The organism is Rhodococcus sp. Z6_132 (genome assembly GCF_058133635.1).
Genome location: NZ_JBYUNP010000001.1, coordinates 611,892 through 638,410, shown reverse-complemented (window position 1 = coordinate 638,410; position 26,519 = coordinate 611,892). Strand labels below are relative to the sequence as shown.

At 70.2% G+C, this 26,519-nt stretch carries 25 protein-coding genes; 5 read left to right on the top strand and 20 right to left on the bottom strand.

The window, feature by feature from the left end:
• Window positions 1–97: 97 nt before the first annotated feature.
• From AC3YO9_RS02980 to AC3YO9_RS02905, 16 genes are all read right to left on the bottom strand, one after another.
• Window positions 98–916 carry an energy-coupling factor ABC transporter ATP-binding protein gene (locus AC3YO9_RS02980; protein WP_489982073.1) on the bottom strand — a complete coding sequence of 273 codons (819 nt, stop codon included), beginning with the start codon at window positions 914–916 and terminating at the stop codon, window positions 98–100.
• A complete protein-coding gene (gene cbiQ / locus AC3YO9_RS02975; RefSeq protein ID WP_127784248.1) occupies window positions 913–1,590 on the bottom strand; it encodes a cobalt ECF transporter T component CbiQ in 678 nt (225 codons plus the stop codon). Before cbiQ ends, AC3YO9_RS02980 begins: the two co-directional genes overlap by 4 nt.
• Window positions 1,590–1,928 carry a PDGLE domain-containing protein gene (locus AC3YO9_RS02970; protein WP_489982072.1) on the bottom strand — a complete coding sequence of 113 codons (339 nt, stop codon included), beginning with the start codon at window positions 1,926–1,928 and terminating at the stop codon, window positions 1,590–1,592. The genes cbiQ and AC3YO9_RS02970 overlap by 1 nt, the downstream gene beginning before the upstream one ends.
• A complete protein-coding gene (locus AC3YO9_RS02965; protein WP_489982071.1) occupies window positions 1,925–2,617 on the bottom strand; it encodes an energy-coupling factor ABC transporter permease in 693 nt (230 codons plus the stop codon). The genes AC3YO9_RS02970 and AC3YO9_RS02965 overlap by 4 nt, the downstream gene beginning before the upstream one ends.
• A 160-nt stretch (window positions 2,618–2,777) precedes the next feature.
• On the bottom strand, window positions 2,778–3,560 hold the full coding sequence (locus AC3YO9_RS02960) for an iron ABC transporter ATP-binding protein (protein ID WP_489982070.1): 783 nt from the start codon (window positions 3,558–3,560) through the stop codon (window positions 2,778–2,780).
• A complete protein-coding gene (locus AC3YO9_RS02955; protein WP_127784245.1) occupies window positions 3,557–4,570 on the bottom strand; it encodes an iron chelate uptake ABC transporter family permease subunit in 1,014 nt (337 codons plus the stop codon). Before AC3YO9_RS02955 ends, AC3YO9_RS02960 begins: the two co-directional genes overlap by 4 nt.
• A complete protein-coding gene (locus AC3YO9_RS02950) occupies window positions 4,557–5,585 on the bottom strand; it encodes an ABC transporter permease (protein WP_489982069.1) in 1,029 nt (342 codons plus the stop codon). Before AC3YO9_RS02950 ends, AC3YO9_RS02955 begins: the two co-directional genes overlap by 14 nt.
• Window positions 5,582–6,535: a siderophore ABC transporter substrate-binding protein gene (locus AC3YO9_RS02945; protein WP_489982068.1), complete on the bottom strand. Its 954-nt coding sequence runs from the start codon at window positions 6,533–6,535 to the stop codon at window positions 5,582–5,584. The genes AC3YO9_RS02950 and AC3YO9_RS02945 overlap by 4 nt, the downstream gene beginning before the upstream one ends.
• A gap of 186 nt (window positions 6,536–6,721) precedes the next feature.
• The gene (locus tag AC3YO9_RS02940; protein WP_127784243.1) at window positions 6,722–7,846 is read right to left on the bottom strand and encodes an NDMA-dependent alcohol dehydrogenase; all 1,125 of its coding nucleotides are present in this window, start codon (window positions 7,844–7,846) and stop codon (window positions 6,722–6,724) included.
• 116 nt (window positions 7,847–7,962) lie between these two features.
• Window positions 7,963–8,718, bottom strand: a complete 756-nt coding sequence (locus AC3YO9_RS02935) for a succinate dehydrogenase/fumarate reductase iron-sulfur subunit (protein WP_489982067.1) — start codon at window positions 8,716–8,718, stop codon at window positions 7,963–7,965.
• Window positions 8,719–8,761: 43 nt separating this feature from the next.
• Complete coding sequence (locus tag AC3YO9_RS02930; RefSeq protein ID WP_489982066.1) at window positions 8,762–10,660, bottom strand: fumarate reductase/succinate dehydrogenase flavoprotein subunit; 1,899 nt, start codon at window positions 10,658–10,660, stop codon at window positions 8,762–8,764.
• Window positions 10,660–11,481, bottom strand: coding sequence for a hypothetical protein (locus AC3YO9_RS02925; RefSeq protein WP_489982065.1), 822 nt, complete (start codon window positions 11,479–11,481; stop codon window positions 10,660–10,662). Before AC3YO9_RS02925 ends, AC3YO9_RS02930 begins: the two co-directional genes overlap by 1 nt.
• The gene (locus tag AC3YO9_RS02920) at window positions 11,478–11,765 is read right to left on the bottom strand and encodes an Rv0250c family protein (protein WP_127784239.1); all 288 of its coding nucleotides are present in this window, start codon (window positions 11,763–11,765) and stop codon (window positions 11,478–11,480) included. The genes AC3YO9_RS02925 and AC3YO9_RS02920 overlap by 4 nt, the downstream gene beginning before the upstream one ends.
• 69 nt (window positions 11,766–11,834) lie before the next feature.
• Window positions 11,835–12,536: a lysoplasmalogenase gene (locus AC3YO9_RS02915; protein ID WP_489982064.1), complete on the bottom strand. Its 702-nt coding sequence runs from the start codon at window positions 12,534–12,536 to the stop codon at window positions 11,835–11,837.
• Window positions 12,533–14,005: a flavin-containing monooxygenase gene (locus AC3YO9_RS02910; RefSeq protein ID WP_489982561.1), complete on the bottom strand. Its 1,473-nt coding sequence runs from the start codon at window positions 14,003–14,005 to the stop codon at window positions 12,533–12,535. Before AC3YO9_RS02910 ends, AC3YO9_RS02915 begins: the two co-directional genes overlap by 4 nt.
• Before the next feature lie 89 nt (window positions 14,006–14,094).
• On the bottom strand, window positions 14,095–14,685 hold the full coding sequence (locus AC3YO9_RS02905; RefSeq protein WP_127784237.1) for a TetR/AcrR family transcriptional regulator: 591 nt from the start codon (window positions 14,683–14,685) through the stop codon (window positions 14,095–14,097).
• 77 nt (window positions 14,686–14,762) lie between these two features.
• Here AC3YO9_RS02905 and AC3YO9_RS02900 point away from each other — a divergent pair, with 77 nt between their 5' ends.
• On the top strand, window positions 14,763–15,905 hold the full coding sequence (locus AC3YO9_RS02900) for an acyl-CoA dehydrogenase family protein (RefSeq protein WP_489982063.1): 1,143 nt from the start codon (window positions 14,763–14,765) through the stop codon (window positions 15,903–15,905).
• 88 nt (window positions 15,906–15,993) lie between these two features.
• On the opposite strand, the gene AC3YO9_RS02895 is transcribed toward AC3YO9_RS02900, so the two are convergent.
• The 3 genes from AC3YO9_RS02895 to AC3YO9_RS02885 all read right to left on the bottom strand — a co-directional run bounded on the left by AC3YO9_RS02895 (window position 15,994) and on the right by AC3YO9_RS02885 (window position 20,557).
• Window positions 15,994–16,380, bottom strand: a complete 387-nt coding sequence (locus tag AC3YO9_RS02895) for a phage holin family protein (RefSeq protein WP_489982062.1) — start codon at window positions 16,378–16,380, stop codon at window positions 15,994–15,996.
• Window positions 16,381–16,442: 62 nt separating this feature from the next.
• Window positions 16,443–17,669, bottom strand: a complete 1,227-nt coding sequence (locus tag AC3YO9_RS02890) for a pyridoxal phosphate-dependent aminotransferase (RefSeq protein WP_489982560.1) — start codon at window positions 17,667–17,669, stop codon at window positions 16,443–16,445.
• A 404-nt stretch (window positions 17,670–18,073) separates the two neighbouring features.
• Complete coding sequence (locus AC3YO9_RS02885; RefSeq protein ID WP_489982061.1) at window positions 18,074–20,557, bottom strand: heterodisulfide reductase-related iron-sulfur binding cluster; 2,484 nt, start codon at window positions 20,555–20,557, stop codon at window positions 18,074–18,076.
• Window positions 20,558–20,818: 261 nt separating this feature from the next.
• Here AC3YO9_RS02885 and dnaK point away from each other — a divergent pair, with 261 nt between their 5' ends.
• From dnaK to AC3YO9_RS02865, 4 genes are read left to right on the top strand one after another with little or no spacing between them, the layout of a single operon-like run.
• Window positions 20,819–22,672, top strand: a complete 1,854-nt coding sequence (dnaK, locus tag AC3YO9_RS02880; RefSeq protein ID WP_127784233.1) for a molecular chaperone DnaK — start codon at window positions 20,819–20,821, stop codon at window positions 22,670–22,672.
• Window positions 22,669–23,373 carry a nucleotide exchange factor GrpE gene (gene grpE, locus AC3YO9_RS02875; RefSeq protein ID WP_489982060.1) on the top strand — a complete coding sequence of 235 codons (705 nt, stop codon included), beginning with the start codon at window positions 22,669–22,671 and terminating at the stop codon, window positions 23,371–23,373. Before dnaK ends, grpE begins: the two co-directional genes overlap by 4 nt.
• A 16-nt stretch (window positions 23,374–23,389) precedes the next feature.
• The gene (gene dnaJ, locus AC3YO9_RS02870) at window positions 23,390–24,574 is read left to right on the top strand and encodes a molecular chaperone DnaJ (RefSeq protein WP_127784232.1); all 1,185 of its coding nucleotides are present in this window, start codon (window positions 23,390–23,392) and stop codon (window positions 24,572–24,574) included.
• A complete protein-coding gene (locus AC3YO9_RS02865; protein WP_127784231.1) occupies window positions 24,574–25,011 on the top strand; it encodes a heat shock protein transcriptional repressor HspR in 438 nt (145 codons plus the stop codon). The genes dnaJ and AC3YO9_RS02865 overlap by 1 nt, the downstream gene beginning before the upstream one ends.
• 33 nt (window positions 25,012–25,044) lie before the next feature.
• Here the strand turns inward: AC3YO9_RS02865 and AC3YO9_RS02860 are convergent, their stop codons facing one another.
• A complete protein-coding gene (locus tag AC3YO9_RS02860) occupies window positions 25,045–26,427 on the bottom strand; it encodes a WS/DGAT/MGAT family O-acyltransferase (protein ID WP_127784230.1) in 1,383 nt (460 codons plus the stop codon).
• Window positions 26,428–26,519 lie beyond the last annotated feature (92 nt).

Genomic DNA, 26,519 nt, shown 5'->3' with positions numbered 1-26,519 from the left:
CGTCAAGGTAGAGCATTCGGTGTGTCCGAAGCACTTCTGAGCTGGTTGCGCAGGCGGCGCGGCGGTGTCCACCGGCCGCCGACCGCATGCAGCCTGGTCACCGCAGGTTCTCCCGGGCACTGCCGGAGTCGGGCGGCGCCAGCGGGTCCTGGGCCCCGGCCCGGTGCGGTGCCGACCCCACCGAACGTGGGTCGAAGCCGAACGGCAGCTCCAGCCGGTGCGCGCGCATGAGCTCGTCGTCGGTGAGCACCTCGTACGTCGGCCCGTCGGCCACGATCGACCCTCCGGAGAGCACGACCGAGCGCGGGCAGAGCTCGAGCGCGTACGGCAGGTCGTGGGTCACCATCAGCACGGTCACGTCCAGCGACCGAAGGATGTCGGCGAGCTCGCGGCGCGAGGCCGGGTCGAGGTTGGAGGACGGCTCGTCGAGGACGAGCACCTGTGGCTCCATCACCAGCACCGTGGCCAGCGCGACCCGGCGGCGCTGGCCGAAGGACAGGTGGTGCGGCGGGCGGTCGACGTGCTCGGCCATCCCGACCTGCTCCAGCGCGGCCAGCACGCGGCGGTCGAGCTCAGCGCCGCGGATCCCGAGGTTGGCTGGGCCGAAACCGACGTCCTGGCGGACGGTGCCCATGAAGAGCTGGTCGTCGGGATCCTGGAACACGATGCCGACGCGGCGCCGGATCTCCGCGAGGTGCTTCTTCTCCACCGGCAGCCCGCCGACGGTCACCGTGCCCGCGCCGGCGGTGAGGATTCCGTTGAGGTGGAGCACCAGGGTGGTCTTGCCGGCCCCGTTGGGACCCAGCAGCGCCACCCGCTCGTGGCGCTGGACCTGCAGGGTGACCCCGAAGAGCGCCTGGTGACCGTCGGGGTAGGCGTAGGCGAGCCCCTGGAGGTCCAGCACGGGCGTGCTCATCGGTCCGCTCCAGGCATGGTCCCGGTGTAGCCACGCGAGAGCATCGCGAGATGGACCCGTTCGCCGCGCTCGTAGGAGCGGATGAACAGCGCGCCCAGCGACCGGGCGAGGCTCGGCCAGTGGCGCGGCCACCGTGGGTCGCACCCGCGGGAGCGCATCGCCACCAACATCCGGCCCATCTCCGCGGTGACGACGTCGAGGTAGCGAATCATGAAGCCCATGATCTCCACGATCAGGGCGGGTGCCCGCAGCCGCCGCAACCCGGCGAGGACTGCGGTGGGCTCGGTGGTGGCCGCCAGCGTCAGCGAGGCCAGCACGCCCAGGGTGCCCTTGGCGAGCAGGGCCCACGCACCCACCAGCCCGGCCTGGGAGACGCTGAGCCCCAGGACCTCGGTCCGTGGGCCGGTGGCCACGAACGGCATCAGCGCGGCGAAGACCACGAAGGGCAGCTCCACCACCATCCGCTTGCCGAGGTAGAGCGCCGGCACCTGGGAGGCACCGATCACCCCGAGGAGCACCAGGAACCAGACCAGGTGGACGGCGTACCACTGCCTCGGCGTAGCCACCACGAGCACCATGAACCCCAGCAGGACAGCGAGCTTCAGGTGCGCGGGGGTCCGGTGGACGGGGCTGTGCCCGTGGTAGTGCAGACGGTGCCCGTGCCCGGCGCCCACTAGCGCTGCGACGAGGCGGGGACGCCCTCGTCGTCCTGCTCGGCGGAGGGGCCGCGGCGGCGCACTCCCCAGGCGATCCCTCCGGCCAGCAGCAGGACGACGAACACCCCGGTGACCCCGGCCAGCCCGACGCTGACCCGCTCGTCGTCGACCCCGCTGACCTGGTAGTCGGCGAGCGGGCTGTCGGCCGCCGCGGAGTCCTCGGCGGTGTCGGCGAACCCGGTCCGCTCGGCGACGTGTTCCAGCCCGTCCGGGTGGGCGCTGGCGTAGTAGCTGGCCACGCCGGCCAGGAGCAGCGCCGCCACCAGGGCGCAGACGTAGAAGGTGCGAGTCTTCATGCGGCGCTCCCGGTCGTGCGGATCTCCATCGGACGGCTGCGAACCAGGTCCTGCGCCCCGTGCACCAGGTCCGGGCGGGCCGTCATCACCGCGCCCACCACCAGGCCGGTGATGATCGCTTCGCCCACTCCGATCAGGACGTGCCAGCCGAGCATCGCGGCCAGCACCGAGCCGGTCTCCACCGGGGCGGTGCCGCCGACGGCGAACAACAGGGTGAACACCGCCGCGGCCGCAGGCACGGAGACCAGCGCACCCAGCGCCGCCGCAGGGGCGATCACGCCCGGGCGGCGCGGCAGCACGGCGCGCAGACCGCGGAACACCAACCAGCCCACGACGACGGTGACCACCCCGATCAGGGTGATGTTGGTGCCCAGGGCGGTGATCCCCCCGTCGGCCATGAACAGCGCCTGGACGATCAGCACCACCGCCAGGCAGAGGATGGCGGTCCACGGCCCCACGAGGACGGCCGCGAGCGCACCTCCCATCAGGTGCCCGCTCGTGCCTGCACCGACGGGGAAGTTGATCATCTGCGCGGCGAACACGAAGGCCGCCACCAGTCCCGCCATCGGGGCGGTGCGGTCGTCGAGCTCGGAGCGCGCCTTGCGCAGGGCCACGCCCACCGCAGCCACGGCGACGACACCGGTGGCCACCGACGTCGGCGCGTTCAGGAATCCGTCGGGCACGTGCATGGTGGCTCCTCAGGGGCTGCTCGGCCCGGCGTCACAGGTGGTCCGGCGCGACCAGGGGCGATGCGTGCTGCAATCCACTGTAGGTTGTTGCGCACCGATTGCAAGAAGACGGCTCCTGGGCCCCAGGCGGGCGCTGACCAGGCCAGCGGGGGAGGGTGCCTCAGCCGGCCGGGGTCTCGGCGCCGCTGGTGTAGTACAGCCCCAGCAGGTGCCCGCCCACCTGCTCGATGGCGATCTCCATGTCGAAGACACCACGCAGGCAGTCGGTGGTCATGATCTCCGCGGGCGAGCCCTGGCAGCACACCGCGCCGTTGCGCATGGCGACGATGTGGTCGGAGTAGCAGGACGCGAAGTTGATGTCGTGGATGACGATCACGATGGTCTTGCCCAGCTCCCGGGCCGCCCGGCGCAGCAGCTGCATCATGGCCGCGGAGTGCTTCATGTCCAGGTTGTTCAGCGGCTCGTCCAGCAACACGTAGTCGGTGTCCTGGCACAGCACCATGGCGACGAACGCCCGCTGCCGCTGGCCGCCGGAGAGCTCGTCGAGGTAGCGGTCGGCCAGGTCCTGCAGGCCCAGGTACGCCACGGACTCGTCGATGTGGCGCTTGTCCTCCACGGTGAGCCGGCCGCCGCTGTGCGGGAACCGGCCGAAGGCCACCAGGTCGCGCACGGTCAGCCGCACGGTGACGTGGTTGTCCTGGCGGAGGATGGCCATCCGGGTGGCCAGCACGCGGCTCTTGGCCTGGGAGACGTCCAGGTCGTCCACGGTGATCACCCCGGAGTCCATCGGCAGCAGCCGGCTCATCATGGCCAGCAGGGTGGACTTGCCGGCACCGTTGGCGCCGATGATCGAGGTGATCCCGCCGCGGGCGATCTGCAGCGAGACCCCGTCGACCACGGTGGTGTGGCCGTAGCTCTTGGTGACGTTGTCGATGGTGATCACGGGGTGGACCTCCGCAGGAGCAGGAAGATGAAGACCAGGCCGCCGAGGAAGTCGACGATGATGGACAGGCTGGTGTCGGAGCGGAAGACCCGCTCGAGCACGGTCTGGCCACCGACCAGGGTGATCACCGAGACGAGGGCGGCGGCGGGCACCGTCACCCGGTGCTTGTGCGAGCGCATCAACCGGTAGGCCAGGTGCGCCACCAGCAGGCCGAAGAACGTGGTGGGCCCGACCAGGGCGGTGGCCACCGACACCAGCAGGGTGACCATCACCAGCACCGTGAGCAGCGTGCGGCGGTGGTCGACGCCGAGGTTGACCGCGGTCTCCCGGCCCAGCGCCATCACGTCCAGCTTGGCGAGCATGCGCCAAGCCAGCACGCTGATCACCACGACCACGAGTGCGCTGACCACGAGCAGGCGCCGGTCCACGCGGGAGAAGTCGGCGAAGAAGCTGTCCTGCAGCACGATGAACGCCGCTGGGTCCATCAGTCGCTGCAGGAAGCTGGAGATGCTGCGGAAGAAGACGCCGCAGATGATGCCCACCAGCACCAGCAGGTGCATGCTGCGCTGCATGCCCACCAGCAGCCAGCGGTAGAGCAGCAGCGAGAACACCACCATGAACGCCACCTCGACGCCGAAGCGGCTGATGGGGTCGGCCGTGGCGGTGGCCGTGGCGCCGATGAAGAACGCCGCCACCGTCTGCATCAGCAGGTAGAGGGAGTCGAAGCCCATGATGGACGGCGTGAGGATCTGGTTGTTGGTGACGGTCTGGAACAGCACGGTGGACAGCGCGATGGCGTAGCCGACCACCACCATGGTCACCACCACCACGGCACGCCGCTCCAGCACGTACGACCAGTTGCCTCGCACGCCCAGGGTGAGGAACGCGACCACTGACACCAGCGCCAGCAGCCCGAGCAGGGCCAGCCGGACGCCGTCGGAGCCGAGCAGGCCGGCAACCGTCCGGGAGCGCGTGCGCTGCGGTGCCGTCAGTGCCTCAGGCGGGGCCACGGCGAGTGCCTCTCAGCAGCAGGAACAGGAACACGGCGGCACCGATCACGCCGACCACGGTGCCGATGGGCATCTCGAAGGGGTAGCGCACGGTGCGGGCCACGATGTCGCAGGCCAGCACGAAGCCGGCACCGCCCACGGCCACCCAGGGGATGCCGCGGCGGGCGTTGTCGCCCACGATCATGCTGACCACGTTGGGCACGATCAGGCCGAGGAAGGGGATGGCGCCCACGGTCACCACCACGACCGCGGTGACCAGGGCGACGATGGACAGCCCCAGGGTGAGGACTCGGCGGTAGTTCAGCCCGAGGTTGGTGGTGAAGGTCTCGCCCAGGCCGGCCACGGTGAACCGGTTGGCCACCGCGTAGGCGATGACGGCGAGCAGCCCGGCGAGCCAGAGCATCTCGTAGCGACCCTGGATGACGGCGGAGAAGTCGCCGGTGGTCCAGGCCGACAGCGACTGCAGCAGGTCGGCGCGGTAGGCGAAGAAGTCGCAGACCGCCCCGATCACGCCGCCGAGCATCAGACCCACCAGCGGGACGAGCAGGGTGTTGGCGGTGGGCAGCCTGCGCAGGATGCGCAGGAAGAGCGCGGTGCCGATCAGGGCGAAGACCGCACCGCCGAGCATCTTGGCCAGCACCGGCAGGCCGGGGGCGAGCATGGTCATGACGAGGATGCCCAGGGTGGCCGACTCCACGGTGCCCGCGGTGGAGGGCTCGACGAACTTGTTGCGGGCGAGCATCTGCATGATCAGCCCGGCGATCGCCATGGAGGCGCCGGCCAGCACCAGCGCCAGGGTGCGCGGGACGCGGCTGATCACCAGCACCTCCCAGGCCTCGCTGCCGCCCTCCCACAGCGTGGACGGCCGGACGTCGCTCACCCCGATGAACAGGCTGACCCCCGCCAGGACCACCACCGCGACCGTCCCCAGCACGAGCCAGAGACGGTCGCGAGACGGCCGAGTGGCCACCGGCGTGCTGCCGGTGGCCACTGCGACGGGAGACGAGAGCGTCACTTGGCGAAGGTGTCCTGGACGGACTTGATCATCTCGGAGACGTTGCTCAGACCGCTGCCGAGGGAGTACCAGCGGTAGCCGTCGAGGGTGACCACCTGCTTCTTCTGCCACGCGGTGGTCTTGGCGACCAGCGGGTTGTCCAGCACCTCCATGGCGGCCTTGCTCTGCTGGCCGATGGCGGCGTCGCGGTCGATGACGAACAGCCAGTCGGGGTTGGTCTCGGCGATGTACTCGAAGGAGACCGACTGGCCGTGGATGTCGACCTTGAGCTCGGGTGCTGCGGGGGTGACGCCGAGGGCGTCGTGCAGCAGGCCGAAGCGCGAGCCCGCGCCGAAGGCGCTCATCTTGCCGCCGGTGACCAGCACGATGAGGCCGTCACCCTTGCCTGCGGTGGCCTTCTTGGCCGCCGCGACCTGGTCGTCGATCTTCTTCAGCGCTGCGCTCGCCTGGTCCTGCTTGCCGAAGATCTGGCCCACGGTGGTGGTGGTGCTCTTCAGCGCCTCCAGCGCGTCACCGTCGCTGGTCAGGTCCACGGTCGGGGCAATCTTGCTCATCTCGGCGTAGCTGGCCGCGCTGCGGCCGGCGACGATGATGAGATCGGGGGCGGAGGCGGCCACGGCCTCGGCGTCCGCGGTCTTGTTGGTGCCGTAGTCGGCGTACTTGCCGTCGGCGTACTTGCTCAGCATCGGGGGCAGGGCCTGCTTCGGAACGCCGGCCACCGGGACGCCCAGGGTGTCCAGGGTGTCCAGCACGGCGAAGTCGAGCACGGCGACCTTCTGCGGGTCGGCCGGCACCTGGGTCTCGCCCTGGGCGTGCTTGATGGTGAGGGTGCTGCTGCCCGACTCGTTGGCGGAGGCGTCGTCGCCACAGGCCGTGAGGGTGAGCGCGGCGACCAGGGCGACGCCGGTGGCGGCGACGGCGCCGCGGAAGCGGCGGGTACGACTTGTCATGAGGGCTCCGGGTTCTTGCGCAGGCTCAGTGGTTGCGAGCAACCGATTCTGAGGTGACCCTAACCTAAGAACTGCGGTGCGTGTGCCGCGTCGTCCCAGCCAGCGGACGGTCCGTCGGCGGAGAGCCACGCACGAAGGGCCACAGCCGTCTGCTCGGCTGTGGCCCTCGGTGCGCGTCGGGCTCGGCTAGCGGTCGGCGTCGGTGTAGCGGATGACGCCGCGCAGGTTCTTGCCGTCAAACATGTCCTGGTAACCCTGGTTGATGTCCTCGAGCTTGTAGGTGTTGGTGACCAGCTCGTCCAGCTTGAGCTGGCCCTCCTGGTAGAGCGAGAGCAGCTTGGGGATCTCCACCCGGGGGTTGGCACCACCGAAGATGTTGCCCTTGAGGTCCTTCTGCAACATGGTGAAGGTGAAGAGGTTGAGCTTCACGTCCATGTCGGCGATGTCGCCCATGCCGGTGATGACGGCCGTGCCGCCCTTGCCGATGATGGACACGGCGGTGTCGACGTCCTCGCCGTGGATGTGACCGATGCAGACGATCGACTTGTCGGCGCCGCGGCCCCACGTCATCTCGTAGACCTTCTCCATCGCCTCCTGGGCGGTGGCGTAGGCGTGTGTGGCACCGAACTCCATGGCCTGCTCGCGCTTGAACTCCACCGGGTCGACCACGACGACGCGCTTGGCGCCGGAGGCGGCCGCACCCTGGACGGCGTTGATGCCCACGCCACCGCAGCCGATGACCACCACGGTGTCGCCCACCTGGACGTTGGCCACGTTGGTGGCCGAGCCGAAGCCGGTGGTGACGCCGCAGCCGACCAGTGCCGCCACCTCCAGCGGGATGTCCTTCTCGATCTTGACCACTGACGCCTGGTTGACGGTCATGTACGGCGAGAACGTGCCGAGCAGGACCATGGCGGAGACGTTCTGACCGCGCGCCTGGATGCGGAACGAGCCGTCGCTGATCGACGCGCCGCCGAGGAGCGAGCCACCGAGGTCGCAGAGGTTCTGGTGGCCCGAGGAGCAGGCCGGGCAGTGGCCACAGGAGGGGATGAAGGAGCTGACCACGTGGTCGCCCTCCTGCAGCCCGGTGACGCCCGGACCGACCTTGGTGACCACGCCCGCGCCCTCGTGCCCGCCCAGGAAGGGGAACGTGCTCGGCGTGGCCCCGGTGACGACGTGATGGTCGGAGTGGCACATCCCGGAGGCGACGAGCTCGACGGTCACCTCTCCCGCGTGCGGGTCACCGATCTCGATCTCCTCGACCGACCACGGCTCGTTGAGTCCCCAGAGGATTGCGCCCTTAGTCTTCACGTCGCCTTAACGCCCTTCGTTGTGATGAGAGACTTGCTCCTTGTGATGTGAGTCATTGTGGCCCACGACACGTGCTCGACTCTGCATCACCCGCCCAGCGGCGTCAAGAACACGTTCTAGTCCTTTTTGCGCAGGCCGATCTTGCTGCCCAGCCACACCAGCGGGTCGTAGCGACGATCGGCCACCCGCTCCTTCATCGGGATGATCCCGTTGTCGGTGATCTTGATGTGCTCGGGGCACACCTCGGAGCAGCACTTGGTGATGTTGCACAGGCCGATGCCCTGCTGGTCTCGGGACACCTCGGCCCGGTCGGTGCGAACGTCCAGCGGGTGCATGGCCAGCTCGGCGGCGCGGATCAGGAAGCGCGGGCCGGCGAAGGCCTCCTTGTTGTCCTCGTGGTCGCGGATGACGTGGCAGACGTCCTGGCAGAGGAAGCACTCGATGCAGCGGCGGAACTCCTGCGAGCGCTCCACGTCCACCTGCTGCATGCGGTACTCGCCGGGCTCCAGGTCAGGCGGGGCGAAGGCGGGGATCTCCCGCGCCTTGGCGTAGTTGTAGGAGACGTCGGTGACCAGGTCGCGGATCACCGGGAAGGTGCGCAGAGGCGTGACGCTGATCGTCTCCTCCTCGGTGAAGGTGGACATCCGCGTCATGCACAGCAGCTTGGGGCGGCCGTTGACCTCGGCGCTGCACGAGCCGCACTTGCCCGCCTTGCAGTTCCACCGCACGGCCAGGTCGCCGCACTGGGTGGCCTGCAGCCGGTGGAGGACGTCGAGCACCACCTCACCGTCGATGGCCTCCACGGTGTAGTCGACCAGCTCGCCGCCCTCGGCGTCACCGCGCCAGACCTGGAAGTGCGCGTCATAGCTCATTGGTCCTCCCGGACAGCGCTCATGGGGCCTTCCCGGACAGCGCTCATTGGTCCTCCCGGACGGTCTCGAGCTCCTCGTCGGTCAGGTACTTCGCGAGCTCCTCGCGGGTGAACAGCTCCTGCAGGTCCGGGCGCATCGGCTCCATCACCTGCTCGACGATGTCGACCTTGCCGTCCACGGCCGAGCAGAGCAGGTTCTTGCGCCGCCACTGGGGATCCATCGTCGGGAAGTCGTCCCGGGTGTGCCCGCCCCTGCTCTCCTCGCGCAGCAGGGCCGCCCGGGCCACGCACTCGCTGACCAGCAGCATGTTCCGCAGGTCCAGCGCCAGGTGCCAGCCCGGGTTGAACTGCCGGTGCCCCTCCACGGTCAGGTGCTCGGCACGGCCCTTGACCTGCTCCAGCCGGGACAGCGCCTCCTGCATCTCGTCGGCCTTGCGGATGATGCCGACCAGGTCGTTCATGGTCTGCTGCAGGTCCTGGTACAGCGTGTACGGGTTCTCCCCGCCGTCCTCCTCGAACGGGGCCAGCGCGGTCGCCGCCGCCGCGTCCACCGCCTCCTGCTCCACCTGCGGCCGCTGCCCGTCCAGCCCCTTCACGTGCTCGGCGGCACCGATCCCGGCCCGGCAGCCGAACACCAGCAGGTCCGACAACGAGTTGCCGCCGAGGCGGTTGGAGCCGTGCATGCCGCCGGAGACCTCTCCCGCGGCGAAGAGCCCCGGCGCCCCCACCGCGGCACCGGTGTCCGGGTCCACCTGCACCCCGCCCATCACGTAGTGGCAGGTCGGTCCGACCTCCATCGGCTCGCTGGTGATGTCGACGTCGGCGAGCTCCTTGAACTGGTGGTGCATCGACGGCAGGCGGCGCATGATCTCCGCGGCGTCACGCCGGGTGGCGATGTCCAGGAACACCCCGCCGTGCGGGGAGCCCCGCCCCTCCTTGACCTCGGTGTTGATCGCCCGGGCCACCTCGTCCCGCGGCAGCAGCTCCGGTGGGCGCTTGTTGTTGTCCGCGTCGTCGTACCAGCGGTCGGCCTCCTCCTCCGACTCCGCGTACTGGCCGCGGAAGACGGCGGGCACGTAGTCGAACATGAAGCGGCTGCCCTCGGAGTTGCGCAGCACCCCACCGTCGCCACGGACCGACTCGGTGACCAGGATTCCCTTGACCGACGGCGGCCACACCATGCCGGTGGGGTGGAACTGGACGAACTCCATGTTCACCAGCGTGGCGCCCGCGCGCAGGGCCAGCGCGTGGCCGTCGCCGGTGTACTCCCAGGAGTTGGACGTCACCTTGAACGACTTGCCGATGCCGCCGGTGGCCAGCACCACGGCGGGGGCGTCGAGGCGGAGGAACCGGCCGGTCTCCCGCCAGTAGCCGAACGCACCGGCGATGGCACCGGAGGGGTCGCGCAGCAGCTCGGTGACGGTGCACTCCTGGAACACCCGGATGCGGCTCTCGGCGTCGCCGGAGGCGGCCAGGTCCTCCTGCTGCAGCGACACGATCTTCTGCTGCATGGTGCGGATGAGCTCCAGGCCCGTGCGGTCGCCGACGTGGGCCAGCCGCGGGTACTCGTGCCCCCCGAAGTTGCGCTGGCTGATCCGGCCGTCCGGGGTGCGGTCGAACAGGGCCCCGTAGGTCTCCAGCTCCCACACCCGTTCCGGCGCCTCCTGCGCGTGCAGCTCGGCCATCCGCCAGGAGTTGAGGAACTTGCCCCCGCGCATGGTGTCGCGGAAGTGCACCTGCCAGCTGTCCTTGCTGTTGGCGTTGCCCATGCTGGCGGCGATGCCGCCCTCCGCCATCACCGTGTGCGCCTTGCCGAGCAGCGACTTGCACACCACCGCGGTGCGCATCCCGGACTCGCGGGCGGCGATCGCCGCCCGCAGGCCCGCTCCGCCGGCGCCGATGATCACCACGTCGAAGTCGTGCTGCTCCACGTCGGCAGCCATCAGTTCACCAGCCGGAGGTCGGTGAGCGCGCCTGAGGCCACCAGCGCCACGTAGCCGTCGGCGATCACCAGGGTGGCCAGGGTGATCCAGGCCAGCTCCATGTGCCGGGTGTTGAGCTTGGAGACCCCCGTCCACGCCTTGTACCGCAGGGGGTGGGCGGAGAAGTGCTTGAGCCGGCCGCCGATGAGGTGGCGGCAGGAGTGGCACGACGCCGTGTACGTCCACAGCAGGGCCACGTTGAGCACCAGGATCAGCGTGCCCAGCCCGATGCCGAAGCCACCGTCAGCGCCGCGGAAGGCGCGCGCCGCGTCGTAGGTGTTCAGCGCCGAGACCAGCACGGCGGCGTAGAAGAAGTAGCGGTGCACGTTCTGCAGCACCAGCGGGAGGCGGGACTCTCCGGTGTAGCGGGAGTGCGGCTCGGCCACCGCGCACGCCGGCGGGGACAGCCAGAACGAGCGGTAGTAGGCCTTGCGGTAGTAGTAGCAGGTCAACCGGAAGCCCAGCAGGAACGGCAGCACCAGCAGCGCGTAGGGCAGGAAGGGCGGGAACTCCCCGAACCAGGTGCCCAGGTCGCGCGCGGCGGGGGCGCAGGAGGCGGACACGCAGGGGGAGGAGAACGGGGAGAGGTAGTGGTACTCCTCCACGAAGTACGCCCGCTGCGACGCGGTGCGCACCAGTGCGTAGAGCAACCAGGCGGTGAGCAGGGTGAAGGTGACCGCGGGCTGCAGCCACCACCGGTCCCGGCGCAGCGTGCGGGCGCGGATGGTGGCCCGGCCGGCCTCGGCGTCCCCCACCCCGGCGCGGACCGCCGAGCGGGTCACAGCCCCCTGCCGCCGTGGTAGCCGCCAATGCCCTCGTCGTCGACGCCCAGCCACATCGCGGGGTCCACCGGGGTGTCGTCGATGCGCTCCAGCGGGGGCCGAGTGGCCACCACGGGGGCGGGCAGCGTGTCCATCTCCGACAGGTCGAGGTCGATGCGGTCAACGTCGCCCATCAGCCGGCGCACGTGTGGGATGTCTCCGTAGCGCCCGCGCAGGTCGCCCACGCAGCTGCGCAGCTGCTCGACGGCGCGGTGGAGGGTGTGCAGCTCTGCGGTCTCGGTCATCAGTCGACTCCTCAGCAGCGTCGTGTTCGCCAGCCGAGTGTGGCCCACCGAGCAGTTGTGAGCAACATCTCACTTTCTGCGCGCGAGCTCCAGCATTCCCTCCACCAGCAGCAGCTGGGCGAGCACGTACGAGGCGAGGACGACGCCCTCCGCGGCGCTGCGACCAGCGCCGTTGGCAATCACCGTGCGGCGCACCGCGACCAGCGCGTCCGAGGCGGCGAACGTCAGTCCACCTGCGGCCAGCCAGGTGCGGGGGTCGCTGCGGCGGGGCAGCGGCAGCCCCAGCAGTCGAGGCGCTGCGGGGGCCAGCGCCGGGTCGGCGGCCAGGGTGGACGTGGCGCTGAGGGTGAGGCCGTAGGCGCCCAGGGGTGCTGCCACCTCCGGGGCGCGCCGGGCCAGCAGCGCACCCAGGCCACCACTCGCGGCCAGTCGGGGCAGGGCCGTCGCCAGGTGCGAGCGCGCGCCGTGGCGGCGCAGCACCCGCGAGTAGGCACCGTGCATGGCCGCGAACGCCGAGGCGCCCTGCACGATGCGAGCGTCGTCGTCGGGCTCGAGCATGTACACGTCGCCCACCGTCGCGGCAGCGAGGCCGGCGAGCAGCAGCGCGGTGTCGGTGCCGCTGAGGTCGGCGCGTGCCCGCAGCACCCGGACGGCCAGCGACGGCCCGATCAGCGGCTTGGCCGCCCGCTGCAGCGCGGGGCGGTCGGTGAGCGCCCCTGCGACGGTCACGGCCGCCGCAGCGGCCAGCACCAGGTGCTCGGGGCGCCTCACGACGCGGGGGTGACGTCGGCGGGCCGGTTGGCGGCTCGCTGGTTGGTGGCTTGCTGGGTGTTCGCGGCGACCAGCTGGTAGCGGCTGGGGTCGAACCGCTTGGTCAGCTGCCGGTAGCGCCAGGTGAACGTCGGCCACATGGCGGAGTTGCGCCCGCTGGCGTCGAGGTACCAGCTGGAGCAGCCGCCGGCGTTCCACACCGTGCCCTGCAGCTGGTCGTCGATCCGGGCGTTGTAGGCCTGCTGCTCGGTGGGCAGCACCTGCAGGGAGGACAGCTCGCGGCGGCGCATCACGGCCAGGGCGTCGCTGATGTAGGCCGCCTGGCTCTCCAGCATGTAGACGATGGAGCTGTGGCCCAGGTTGGTGTTGGGCCCGTACATCAGGAACAGGTTGGGAAAGCCCGCCACCGTGGTGCCCAGGTAGGCGTGCGGGCTGCCGGCCCAGTGCTCGGCCAGCGTCTGGCCGTCGGCCCCGCGCAGCAGGTGCGCCACCGGCGGCTCGGTGGGGGTGAACCCGGTGCCGAAGATGATGGTGTCGACGGCGTGCTCCACGCCGTCGTTGTCCACCACGCCACGCTCGGTGACGTGGTGGATCCCGCTGGCCACCAGGGTGAGGTCCGGTCGGGCCAGGGTGGGGATCCAGGTGTTGGTGAGCAGCACCCGCTTGCAGCCCAGGGTGAAGCTCGGAGTCAGGGCCTTGCGCTTGCCCTCGTCGGTGACGTGCTTGCGCAGGTAGCGCCGCGGCCACACGCTGATGATCGGCAGCAGCCGGGTCAGGTGGGCCAGCACCAGCACCAGCAGCTCCAGGATGGCGTACACCCCGCCGCGCACCAGCTTCTGCACCAGCGGGATGCGACGGTAGAGCGCGCGGGTGCGGGCCGATGGCGACCCGTCGGGCCGTGGGCAGGCCCAGGCGGCGGTGCGCTGGAAGACGGTGAGGTGCTCGGTGTCGTCGATGATCTCCGGCACGAACTGCACCGCGGAGGCACCGGTGCCCACCACGGCGACTCGCTCGCCGCGCAGGTCGTGGTCGTGGTTCCAGGTGGCGGAGTGGAAGGTGGTGCCGGTGAAGTCGGCCAGGCCGGGCAGCGCGGGCAGCTTGGGCTGGGAGAGCGTGCCGGTGGCGGCGATCAGCACCGTCGCCGTCAGCTCGCCCAAACTGGTGCGGACTCGCCACAGCTGGGCGTCGTCGTCCCAGGTGGCGCCCAGCAGCTCGCAGCCGGTGACCAGGTTGCGGCGCACGCCGGCACTTGTGGCGACGTTGCGCAGGTAGTCGAAGATCTCCGGCTGGCGCGAGTACGAGTGCTTCCAGTCCGGGTTGGGCGCGAAGGAGAAGGAGTACAGGACGCTGGGCACGTCGCAGGCCGCGCCGGGGTAGGTGTTGTCCCGCCAGGTGCCACCTACCTCGTCGGCGCGCTCGATCACCAGCACGTCGGCGTTGCGGTCGGCACGCAGCAGCTTGGCGGCCATGCCGATGCCGGCGAAGCCCGCACCCACCACGAGGGTGTGGACGTGGCCGGGCAGCGTGCGCGGGCGGGTGGGGGCGTTCTCGGTGGTGGTCACTGCTGCTCCAGCATCTCTCGCCAGGCGGCGAGCAGCCGCTGGCGACGTCGTTGCGCGGTGGCGGGGGAGTTGAACAGGACGGACATGCCCAGGCCGCGGACCAGCTCGATGGTGAGCTCGATCGTGGCGGCGTCGGCGGGGACCTCGAGCAGCTCGGCGCCCAGGGCGGTCAGCGCCTCGGCCACCTCCCGCTCCAGGGGCAGCAGCGCCGCGCGCAGCGCCGGGTCGGTGCGCGCGGCAACCCAGAGCTCGAGCGCGGCGAGGAACAACGGGCCGTCGAAGGCGTCGGCCAGCAGCTCCAGCGCCCGGCCGCGGTCGTGGTGCCCGCCCAGCTCCGCGCGGATCTCGGCCTCCCGCTTGCGGGCGAGGTGCTCGACCGCGGCGACCACCAGGGACTCCTTGGTGGGGAAGTGGTGCAGCTGCGCGCCCCGGGACAGCCCGGCGCGCGCGGCGATGCCCGGGGTGGTGGTGCGGGCGTAGCCCAGCTCCACCAGCGACTCCAGGGTGGCGTCGAGGAGCTTGGCGCGGGTGGTCGCCGTGCGCTCGCTCTGCGTGCGCGACGACTTCGGTTGCTGTTCAACAGGCACGTCTCTACCCTAAGGTGAACTCAACAAACAGTCCAACCTGCATTTAAGTCTGAGCACCCCGCCCCTGGAGGCATCCTGTGGATCGCACCATCTTCGAGCCGGAGCACGACCTCTTCCGCGAGTCGTACCAGTCCTTCCTCGCCCAGCACGTCGCGCCGTTCCACGACCAGTGGGAGGACGACGCGATCGTCGACCGCGAGCTGTGGAAGGAGGCCGGCAAGCAGGGCTTCCTCGGCATGGCGGTGGAGGAGTCCTTCGGTGGCGGTGGCGTCAAGGACTTCCGCTACAACGCGGTGGTGGCCGAGGAGCAGGCCCGCAGCGGGTTCAGCGGCCTGGGCTTTCCGCTGCACAACGACGTGGTGCAGCCCTACCTCACCGAGCTGGCCACCGAGGAGCAGAAGCAGCGCTGGCTGCCCGGGTTCTGCAGCGGCGAGCTGATCACCGCCATCGCGATGACCGAGCCGGGCACCGGCAGCGACCTGCAGGGCATCCGCACCAGCGCCAAGCGCGAGGGCACCGACTGGATCCTCAACGGGTCCAAGACGTTCATCACCAACGGCATCAACGCCGACCTGGTGATCGTGGTGGCGCGCACCAACCCCGAGGCCGGCGCCCAGGGCTTCAGCCTGCTGGTGGTGGAGCGGGACATGCCCGGGTTCAGCCGCGGCCGCAACCTCGACAAGATCGGCATGAAGGCGCAGGACACCGCCGAGCTGCACTTCGACAACGTGCGGGTGCCGGCGGAGAACCTGCTGGGCACCGAGGGCCTGGGCTTCGTCCACCTGATGACCAACCTGCCCCAGGAGCGGCTGTCCATCGCCGTGGTGGCGGCGGCGGCCATGGAGGGCGTGCTGGAGATGACGCTGCAGTACTGCAAGGACCGCAAGGCGTTCGGCAAGCCCATCGGCTCGTTCCAGAACAGCCGCTTCACCCTGGCCGAGCTGGCCACCGAGACCGCGGTCACCCGCAACTTCGTGGACCGCTGCATCATGGAGCTCAACGCGGGCAAGCTGACCGTGGCCGACGCCGCGATGGCCAAGTGGTGGAGCACCGAGAAGCAGGTCGGCCTGATCGACCGCTGCCTGCAGCTGCACGGCGGCTACGGCTACATGCGGGAGTACCCGGTGGCCAAGGCGTACATGGACTCCCGCGTGCAGACGATCTACGGCGGCACCACGGAGATCATGAAGGAGATCATCGGGCGCAGCATGGGCGTCTGACCCTCCCGCACCACGACGGCGCCGCAGCCGCACGGATCTCCGTGCCGGCCGCGGCGCCGTCGTCGTGTGGCGGGGCCTCGGGTGAGAGCTAGCGGCGGGCGTGCTCGGGCACCAGCGCGCCCAGCAGCCAGTTGACCAGCGAGACGATGAGGGCGCCCCAGAACGCGGCACCGAAGCCGGAGATGGTCAGGCCGTAGTCGGTGGCCTGGGAGATCCACGCGGTCAGCCACAGCATCAGGGCGTTGATCACCAGGGTGAACAGGCCCAGGGTGACGATCAGCAGCGGCAGCGACAGCAGCTTGACCACCGGGCGGATCGCCGCGTTGACCACGGTGAACACCAGCGCGATGAACAGCACCACCACGACGTCCCAGCCCTGGCCGCGGCCGGAGGAGGCGATCTCGATGCCGGACACCCACTCGGCGGCCAGCCAGATGGCGACGGCGTTGATGACGAGACGAACCAGGAATCTCATCCGGGCATGGTGGCACACACCGACGGCAGCGCGGGCCTGCTGCCGGGAGACGCCACCCGGACCTACTGCGTGTACGACGCCAGGAAGTTGCCCAGCCGCTGGATCGCCTTGGACAGGTCTCGGGCCCACGGCAGGGTGACCACGCGCAGGTGGTCCGGCGCCGGCCAGTTGAAGCCGGTGCCCTGGACCACCAGGATCTTCTCGGCCAGCAGCAGGTCGAGCACCAGCTTCTGGTCGTCGTAGATCTCGTGCACCTGCGGGTCCAGCCGGGGGAAGGCGTACAGCGCTCCGCGCGGCTTGACGCAGGAGACGCCGGGGATCTTGTTGAGCTCCTCCCACGCGGTGTCCCGCTGCTCCAGCAGTCGGCCGCCGGGCAGGATCAGGTCGTTGATGCTCTGGTACCCGCCGAGCGCGGCCTGGATGGCGTTCTGCGACGGCACGTTGGGGCACAGCCGCATCGAGGCCATCAGCGTGAGGCCCTCGAGGTAGCTGGCCGCGTGCGCCTTGGGCCCGGTCACCGCCATCCAGCCGGCGCGGTAGCCGGCCACCCGGTAGGCCTTGGACAGGCCGTTGAAGGTCAGGCAGAACACGTCCGGCGCCAGCGAGGCCAGCGGGACATGCACGGCGTCGTCGTAGAGGATCTTGTCGTAGATCTCGTCGGCCATCAGCACCAGCCGGTGCTTGCGGGCCAGCTCCACCAGGCCGGTCAGCACCTGCCGGGTGTAGACCGCCCCGGTCGGGTTGTTCGGGTTGATCACCACCAGCGCCTTGGTCTGCGGGGTGATCTTGGCCTCGAGGTCGGCGAGGTTGGGGTTCCAGCCGTCGGCCTCGTCGCAGAGGTAGTGCACTGGGGTGCCGCCGGCGAGGTTCACCGAGGCTGTCCACAGCGGGTAGTCCGGCGCGGGCACCAGCACCTCGTCGCCGTCGTCGAGCATGGCCATCAGGGACATGGTGATCAGCTCGGACACGCCGTTGCCCAGGTAGACGTTGTCCACGTCGAGCTCGGGGAAGCCCGCCTGCTGCTGGTAGTGCTGCACCACCGCGCGGCGGGCGGAGAGCACACCCTTGGAGTCGGAGTAGCCCTGCGCGGTGGGCAGGCCGGCGATGACGTCCTGCAGGATCTCGTCCGGCGCGTCGAAGCCGAACGGCGCCGGGTTGCCGATGTTGAGCTTGAGGATCCGGTGTCCCTCGGACTCCAGCCGCGCCGCGTGCGCCTGAACCGGTCCCCGGATGTCGTACAGCACGTTCTCCAGCTTGCGGGACTGGTTCAGCGCGCGGTGGCTGTGCATCAGCAGAGTGCTGGGGGACTGGTCCACGTGGTTGCTCACCCCTACATAGTTGCACTCGGGTCCAGGCAATATTTTTCGGACATTTCCTGGGGCCGCTCCCGACCCTCTCCGGGGTGCCGGGCACTGACCGTGCCCGTGTCGACACTGCAGGTCAAGCGGCTGCTGCCCCCCGGTGCGGGGCGCCGAAGTGATCGGCGTCTCAGATCGAAATTGCTTGTGTGCACGTGATTTTCGGGATGCGAACCGCTCGCCGTGGTCGCACACTGGGACGCGAGCATCTCCACGAGAGCAGGACGGAGCCACCGGTCCAGCAGCGTGGCCGGAAGCAGTACGGGTGTGGCTTCGACCGTCAGGTCGTAGCCACACCCGTACTCGTGTGTCAGGCGCCTCGCGGCGCCGCCGGCTCAGCTCGCGTCGCCGTCCTTGCGGGCGGTCGCGGCGTCGTCGGGCTCCGGCGTGGTGCCGGTCCCGTTGGCCGAGCCACTCTCCTGCTCCGCACCGGCGCCGCTTCCGTTGGGCGAGGCCTCGGTGCCCTCGGTGCCCTTGGTGCTCGGGTCGTCCGAGCCGTCGGCGGGCTGGGTGGCGGACTGCGCGGCGCCAGGGGCGTTGTCCTCGTCCGGCAGCGGGGTGCCGGTGGGCACCTCGTCGGTCGGCACGTCAGCAGGCTCCTCGGTGGCCAGGTCGCCAGCGCCCGGCTTGCGGTCGGCGGTGACGGACTCCAGCAGCAGCTGGGCCACGTCGACCACCTGCACCGACTCCGGCGCCACCTTGGTGTCCTGGCGCGCGGTCAGGCCGTCGGTCAGCATGACGCGGCAGAACGGGCAGCCGGTCGCGATCTTCGTCGGAGCGGTGGACAGCGCCTCGTCCACGCGCTCGAGGTTGATGCGCTTGCCGATGCGCTCCTCCATCCACATCCGGGCGCCACCGGCACCACAGCAGAGCGAGCGCTCGGCGTGGCGCGGCATCTCCCGCAGGGTGGCACCGGAGGCCCCGACCAGCTCGCGGGGAGCGTCGTAGACCTTGTTGTGCCGACCCAGGTAGCACGGGTCGTGGTAGGTGACGTCCTCGCCGACGCTGGCCACCGGCACCAGCTTCTTCTCCCGCACCAGGCGGTTCAGCAGCTGGGTGTGGTGCACCACGTCGTAGTCACCACCCACCTGCGGGTACTCGTTGCCCAGGGCGTTGAAGCAGTGCGCGCAGGTGACGACGATCTTGCGCTTGCCCTTCTCCACACCCTCGAAGACGGAGTTGAGCACCTCGACGTTCTGCTGGGCGAGCATCTGGAAGAGGAACTCGTTGCCGGAGCGGCGCGCGGGGTCGCCGCTGCAGGTCTCCTCCGTGCCCAGCACCGTGTACTTCACGCCGGCGATGTGCAGCAGCTCGGCCACCGCGCGGGTGGTCTTCTTGGCGCGGTCCTCGAAGGCACCGGCGCAGCCGACCCAGAACAGGTACTCGGCGTCGCCGAGCTCACCCTCGAAGACGGGCACGTCGAAGCTGAGGCCCTCGGCCCACGCGAGGCGGTCCTTGGCGTTCTGGCCCCACGGGTTGCCCTTGTTCTCCAGGTTCTTGAACAGCCCACCGAGCTCGGTGGGGAACTCCGACTCGATCAGCACCTGGTAGCGACGCATGTCGACGATGTGGTCGACGTGCTCGATGTCCACCGGGCACTGCTCCACGCAGGCGCCACAGGTGGTGCAGCTCCACAGCACCTCGGGGTCGATGACGCCGCCGTCGACCGCCTCGGCGATCAGCGAGCGGGCCGCCTCGTCCCGGGCAGCCTGCGGGACCGCGTCGAGCTTCGCCTGGTCGACGTTGCCCTCGCCGTCCACCAGGCCCACCTCGTCGCCGGCCATGTCGGTGGAGCCACCGGCCAGCAGGTAGGGCGCCTTGGCGTAGGCGTGGTTGCGCAGGGAGGTGATGACCAGCTTCGGGGAGAGGGGCTTGCCGGTGTTCCAGGCCGGGCACTGCTCCTGGCAGCGGCCGCACTCGGTGCAGGTGGTGAAGTCCAGCCACCCCTTCCACTTGAAGTCCTCGATCTTGCCGGCACCGAAGACGTCCTTGTCCGGGTCGGCCTCCTCGAAGTCCAGGGCCTTGCCCTGCGACATCATCGGCAGCAGCGCGCCGAGCGCGGGACCACCGTCGTCCTGGCGCTTGAAGTAGATGTTGAAGAAGGCGCTGAAGCGGTGCCACGCCACACCCATGGTGAGCGAGCGGCCGACGACGAGCAGCCAGATCATGCCGGAGAGCAGTTTGACCAGGGCCACGACGGAGACCGCGGTGGCGCTGTCCGGCAGCGCGTGCCCGATCGGGTTGGTGAGGAAGTTGGCCCAGTTCGGCGCGTGCTCGATGTCGCTGGCGACCTTGAACGCCTTGACGGCCAGGATCCCCAGGCCCTCGATGATGACCACGGCCTCGACGAAGTAGGCCTGCTTGAAGTTGGAGCCGCCGAAGCGGGACAGCCGGTCAGCGCGTCGCGGGTGGTTGATCTGCCGGATGATCACCAGCGCCAGGCCACCCAGCACCGTGCCCACACCGAGGATCTCGGTGAGCAGCAGGTACGGGGCCCAGTTGCCGATCAGCGGCCAGTGGAAGTGCGGGTCGAAGGTCTCGCCGTACGCCTCGAACCACGCGAGGCTGCCGATGAGGAATCCCCACATGACGAACCAGTGCGCAGGTCCCACGTTGCGCTTCTTGTTCATCTTGGTGTGGGCGACGACCTCCTTCGCCATCTGCGTGAGGCGGGCCGCGAGCGGACCGTTGCGGGTGGCGTCGGGCTGGCCCAGTCGGATGATCTTGATCATCTTGACCACGCCCTGGATGAAGATGTACCAGCACACAAGGCTGATGAGGACACCAACGGTGCCCATGGTGATCGTCAACGCGTTCATTGACCTGCAACCTTCCGTCGCGACAGTGCTCGGGTGACCCTACTTTGCGGTAGCCGCCTCCTTGCATACGGAGCGGGAACAGTCGTCACAGGTGGTGCGTTGAAGGATCCGCAGCGCCTTGAGCGGACCCGACTCAGGTTGGATTTGACCGAAGTGTCAGTGCTCAGGCAAACTTGAGCCGATCACGCTTAAGGTTGCCGTTCGCCGCGCGAGCGGGGACGCAATCGGTAACCCAGGACAGAACTAGTAGGAGGAACCACCATGGCTCGTGCGGTCGGGATCGACCTCGGTACCACCAACTCAGTCGTATCGGTGCTGGAGGGTGGCGAGCCCACCGTCATCGCCAACTCTGAGGGCTCGCGCACCACGCCGTCGGTCGTCGCGTTCGCGCGCAACGGCGAGGTGCTCGTGGGACAGCCGGCCAAGAACCAGGCTGTCACCAACGTGGACCGCACCATCCGATCCGTCAAGCGCCACGTCGGCACCGACTGGAAGGTGGGCATCGACGGCAAGGACTACACCTCGCAGGAGATCAGCGCCCGCACGCTGATGAAGCTCAAGCGCGACGCCGAGGCCTACCTGGGCGAGGAGGTCACCGACGCGGTGATCACCGTCCCGGCCTACTTCGAGGACTCCCAGCGCCAGGCCACCAAGGAGGCCGGCCAGATCGCGGGCCTCAACGTCCTGCGCATCGTCAACGAGCCCACCGCGGCTGCCCTCGCCTACGGCCTGGACAAGGGCGAGAAGGAGCAGACCATCCTGGTCTTCGACCTCGGTGGCGGCACCTTCGACGTGTCCCTGCTGGAGATCGGTGACGGCGTCGTCGAGGTGCGGGCGACCTCCGGTGACAACCACCTCGGTGGTGACGACTGGGACCAGCGGATCGTCGACTGGCTGGCCGACAAGTTCAAGTCCTCGCAGGGCATCGACCTGACCAAGGACAAGATGGCCATGCAGCGCCTGCGCGAGGCCGCGGAGAAGGCCAAGATCGAGCTGTCCTCCGGGCAGAGCACCTCGATCAACCTGCCCTACATCACCGTGGACGCGGACAAGAACCCGCTGTTCCTCGACGAGCAGCTCTCCCGCGCCGAGTTCCAGAAGATCACCTCCGACCTGCTCGAGCGCTGCCGCGCGCCGTTCAAGGCCGTGGTCAAGGACGCCGGCATCTCCGTGGGCGCCATCGACCACGTCGTGATGGTCGGTGGATCCACCCGCATGCCCGCCGTGACCGACCTGGTCAAGGAGCTCACCGGTGGCCGCGAGCCCAACAAGGGCGTGAACCCCGACGAGGTCGTCGCCGTGGGCGCCGCCCTGCAGGCCGGTGTGCTGCGCGGTGAGGTCAAGGACGTCCTGCTGCTCGACGTGACCCCGCTGTCGCTGGGCATCGAGACCAAGGGCGGCGTGATGACCAAGCTCATCGAGCGCAACACCACCATCCCGACCAAGCGGTCGGAGACCTTCACCACGGCCGACGACAACCAGCCGAGCGTGCAGATCCAGGTGTACCAGGGTGAGCGCGAGATCGCGGCGTACAACAAGAAGCTCGGCATGTTCGAGCTCACCGGCCTCCCGCCGGCACCCCGCGGCGTCCCGCAGATCGAGGTCACCTTCGACATCGACGCCAACGGCATCGTCCACGTCAGTGCCAAGGACCTGGGCACCGGCAAGGAGCAGTCGATGGTCATCACCGGTGGCTCGGCCCTGAGCAAGGACGAGATCGACCAGATGATGAAGGACGCCGAGGCGCACGCCGAGGAGGACAAGAAGCGTCGCGACGAGGCCGAGGTCCGCAACCAGGCCGAGTCCCTCGTGCACCAGACGGAGAAGTTCGTCAAGGACAACGAGGAGAAGGTCCCGGCCGAGGTCAAGACCAAGGTCGAGTCCGCCATCGCCGAGGTCAAGGACGCCCTCGGTGGCACCGACACCGAGGCCATCAAGTCCGCGGTGGAGAAGCTGGGCACGGAGTCGCAGGCGCTGGGTGAGGCCATCTACGCCTCCGCCAACGCCGAGGCCGCCGACGGCCAGCCCACCGGCGGTGCCGACGGCGCCGACGACGTGGTCGACGCCGAGGTCGTGGACGAGCCCGACGACGCCAAGGAGGGTGACTCGAAGTGAGCCCCCGCGAGGAGGAGCACCGCGAGGAGCCCGTGCGGGTGACCGACCGGCGGCGGATCGACCCGGAGACGGGTCAGGTCCGCCCGCCGGGCGGCCCGGTGGACGAGGCCGACCTCGACGAGGTGGCCGTGGAGTACCACGACGCGGAGCCGGCCAGTGCCGAGGACGCCGTCGGCAGCGGTGTCGAGGAGGGGGCCGCCGACGAGGGCATGGACCCGCTCCAGACCGAGCTGCTCGAGCGCACGGCCGACCTGCAGCGCGTCTCGGCGGAGTACGCCAACTACCGCCGCCGGGTGGAGCGCGACCGGCAGCAGGTCATCGACACCGCCAAGGCGTCGGTGGTCTCCTCGCTGCTCGGCGTGCTCGACGACCTGGCCCGCGCCCGCAGCCACGGTGACCTGCAGGGCCCGCTCAAGGCCGTGTCGGACAAGCTCACCGACGCGCTGGTCGGCCAGGGCCTGGCGGCCTTCGGCGCGGAGGGCGACCCGTTCGACCCCGCGCTGCACGAGGCGGTCTCGCACGAGGGCTCCGGTGGCGAACCGGTGCTCAGCGCCGTGATGCGCCAGGGCTACCGGTTCGGCGACCGGGTGCTGCGCCCGGCGATGGTGGCGGTGTCCGAGGACCCCGTGCCGGACGCCGGCTCCGCCCCGGCCGAGGACGCTGCGGCGACCTCGGCGGTCCAGGACAAACCAGCAGAATGAGGGGAGGAGACGCCCAGTGAGTGCGCGGGACTGGATGGACAAGGACTTCTACGGCGAGCTGGGCGTCTCCTCCGACGCCTCCTCCGAGGAGATCAAGAAGGCCTACCGCAAGCTCGCTCGCGAGCTGCACCCGGACGCCAACCCCGGGGACGCCAAGGCGGAGGCGCGCTTCAAGGCGGTGTCGGAGGCGCACGGTGTGCTCTCCGACCCCGCCAAGCGCAAGGAGTACGACGAGGCCCGCAGCCTCTTCGCCGCCGGCGGGGGTCGCGGGTTCGGTGGTGGGCGCCCCGGTGCGGGGATGCCCAACGACTTCGACCTGAACGACCTGTTCGGCCAGGCCCGCAACGGCGGGTTCCAGGCCGACCCGGGCAGCTTCAACGACCTGTTCGGCGGGCTGTTCGGCAAGTCCGGCGGGCAGCAGGCGAGCCGTCCCCAGCGCGGCGGCGACGTGGAGACTGAGGTGCGCCTGGACTTCGCCGACGCCACCAAGGGTGCGGTGGTCCCGCTGCGGCTCACCAGCCCGGCGGCGTGCACCACCTGCCACGGCAGCGGTGCCAAGCCGGGCACCCACCCGCGCAGCTGTCCCACCTGCGGCGGAGCCGGCGTGGTCAGCCGCAACCAGGGGGCGTTCGGCTTCAGCGAGCCCTGCCGGGACTGCCGCGGCACCGGCTCGCTGGTGGACGACCCGTGCCCGGAGTGCCGGGGAACCGGCACCACCACGCGCACCCGCACCATCACCGTGCGAATCCCCGCAGGGGTGGACGACGGGCAGCGCATCCGGCTGGCCGGGCAGGGCGAGGCCGGCCTGCGCGGCGCCCCGGCCGGCGACCTGTTCGTCACCGTGCACGTCACCCCCGACCCGGTGTTCCGCCGGGACGGCAACAACCTCACCATCACCGTGCCGGTGAGCTTCGGCGAGCTGGCGCTGGGCACCACGCTGTCGGTGCCCACGCTGGACGGCCGGGTGAAGATGAAGGTCCCCGCCGGCTCGGCCAACGGCCGGGTGCTGCGCCTGCGCGGCCGCGGGGTGAGCAAGCGCGACGGCCAGGCCGGTGACCTGCTGGTCACCCTGGAGGCGGCGGTGCCCCCGACGCTGAGCCCCGAGGCCCAGCAGGCGCTGCAGGCCTACGTCGAGGCCGAGCGCGCCAGCGGGTTCGACCCGCGAGCACGCTGGGCGGGCGCGATGGCGGGCGATCGCTGATGGCCGGGCCCGGACCCACCCCGGGGCCCTCGCCGTCCATGGACCCCGACGCCCGGGTCTTCGTGATCAGCGTGGCTGCCGAGCTGGCGGGCATGCACGCCCAGACCCTGCGCACCTACGACCGGCTCGGCCTGGTCACCCCGCACCGCAGCCCCGGCGGCGGGCGGCGCTACTCCCCACGAGACGTGGCGCTGCTGCGCGAGGTGCAGCGGCTGTCCCAGGACGACGGGGTGAACCTCGCCGGCATCAAGCGCATCATCGAGCTGACCGAGCAGGTGACGGCGCTGCAGGACCAGGTGGAGGAGCTCACTGACGAGCTCGAGCGCACCCGTGCCTCCGCTGAGCAGGCCACTGCCGGCGTGCACGCCAGCTACCGGCGCGACCTGGTGCCGGTGCGCCGCTCCACCGCCGTGGTGGTCTGGAAGCCGCGCCGGTAGCTGCGCCGGTTCCCGTGCCGGTACGGACGACGGTCAGGCCGTGGCCTTCTCCAGCTCGGCCAGCGAGTCCTCCAGGTGCACCAGGAGGCGTTGCAGCCGCGGCACGTTGCGCCGGCAGCCGGTGAGCCCGAACTGCATGGTGTCGGCGTAGCTGGCCACCGTGATGTTCAGCGCCTGGCCGTCCACGGGGATGGAGGCGGGGAAGAAGTTCTCCAGCCGCGCCCCGTTCCAGAAGCGCTCCGTGTCCGGCCCCGGCACGTTGGAGATGATGATGTTGAACGGCGGCCCGGTGAGGCGGTCGGCGCCCCCGAGCGGGCCCAGGGCCAGGCCACCGATGTTCAGCGCGCTCACCGCCAGGCTCTGCAGCGGGCTCAGCCCGGCCAGCACGTTCTTGGAGTACCGCATCGACTGGTGCACGCGGTGCAGGCGCTGCCCGGCATCGGTCAGCTCGGTGCCCAGGTTGCACAGCACCGCCCCCACCGCGTTGCCCTCGCCGTCGCCCTCCTTGCGCAACGACACCGGCACCATCGCGACCAGCGGCTCGTCGGGCAGGGCGCCCAGCTCCAGCAGGTAGCGACGCAGCGCCCCGGCGGACATGGCCAGCACCGTGTCGTTGACCGTCACTCCCGCTGCGTCGCTGACCGCGCGCAGCCGCTCCATCGGCCAGGCCTGCGCGGCGAAGCGCCGGGCGCCGGTGATGGGGACGTTGAAGATCGTGCGCGGCGCCTGGAAGGGCAGGGCCGCGGTGTTGTCGTTGAACGCCTGCAGCGCGCTGCCGATGGTGGCGGGGGCGATCCCGGCCACGTCCAGCGCCGCGCGGGCGACGCCGCCGAGCGCGGCGGACAGCGGGCTCGACCCGCCGCTGCTGGGCTTGTCCGCACGCTCTGCCTGCTTGCGGTCCTCCGGCTCCACCCACGGCGAGACGAACGGCGTGGTGGCGTCCTCGCTCAGCGCGCGGTACCACGCCCGGGTGGCCGCGACCCCGTCGATCAGCGCGTGGTGGGTCTTGAAGTACACCGCCACGCGGCCGTCGTTGAGGCCCTCGATCACGTGCAGCTCCCACAGCGGGCGGTGCCGGTCCAGCAGGGTGCCGTGCAGCCGCGAGACCAGCTCCAGCAGCTCGCGGACCCGGCCCGGGCTGGGCAGCGCGGACAGCCGGAGGTGGTAGTCCGCGTCGACCGTGGCGTCGTGCGTCCACCGCAGCGGGGCGAAGCTGGTGAGCAGGTGCTGCGGCTTGCGCAGGAAGAGCTGGCGCATGTTGTCGGTGTCGGAGAGGTCCTCGTACATCGAGCGGGCCAGCCCGGCTCCGTCGCTGCCCTCCGGCGGGGTGAACAGCGAGAGCCCACCCACGTGCATCGGGTGTTCCCTGCTCTCCATGAGCAGGAACATCGAGTCGACCGGCGACATGAACGCCATGCCAGAGCCCCCTACCGCATCATCTTCGTGGAGTTCGTCCGAACAGCGGTGACGCCGGCTCGGCGGCGACGGCCAAGACGGGGACAGCGCTG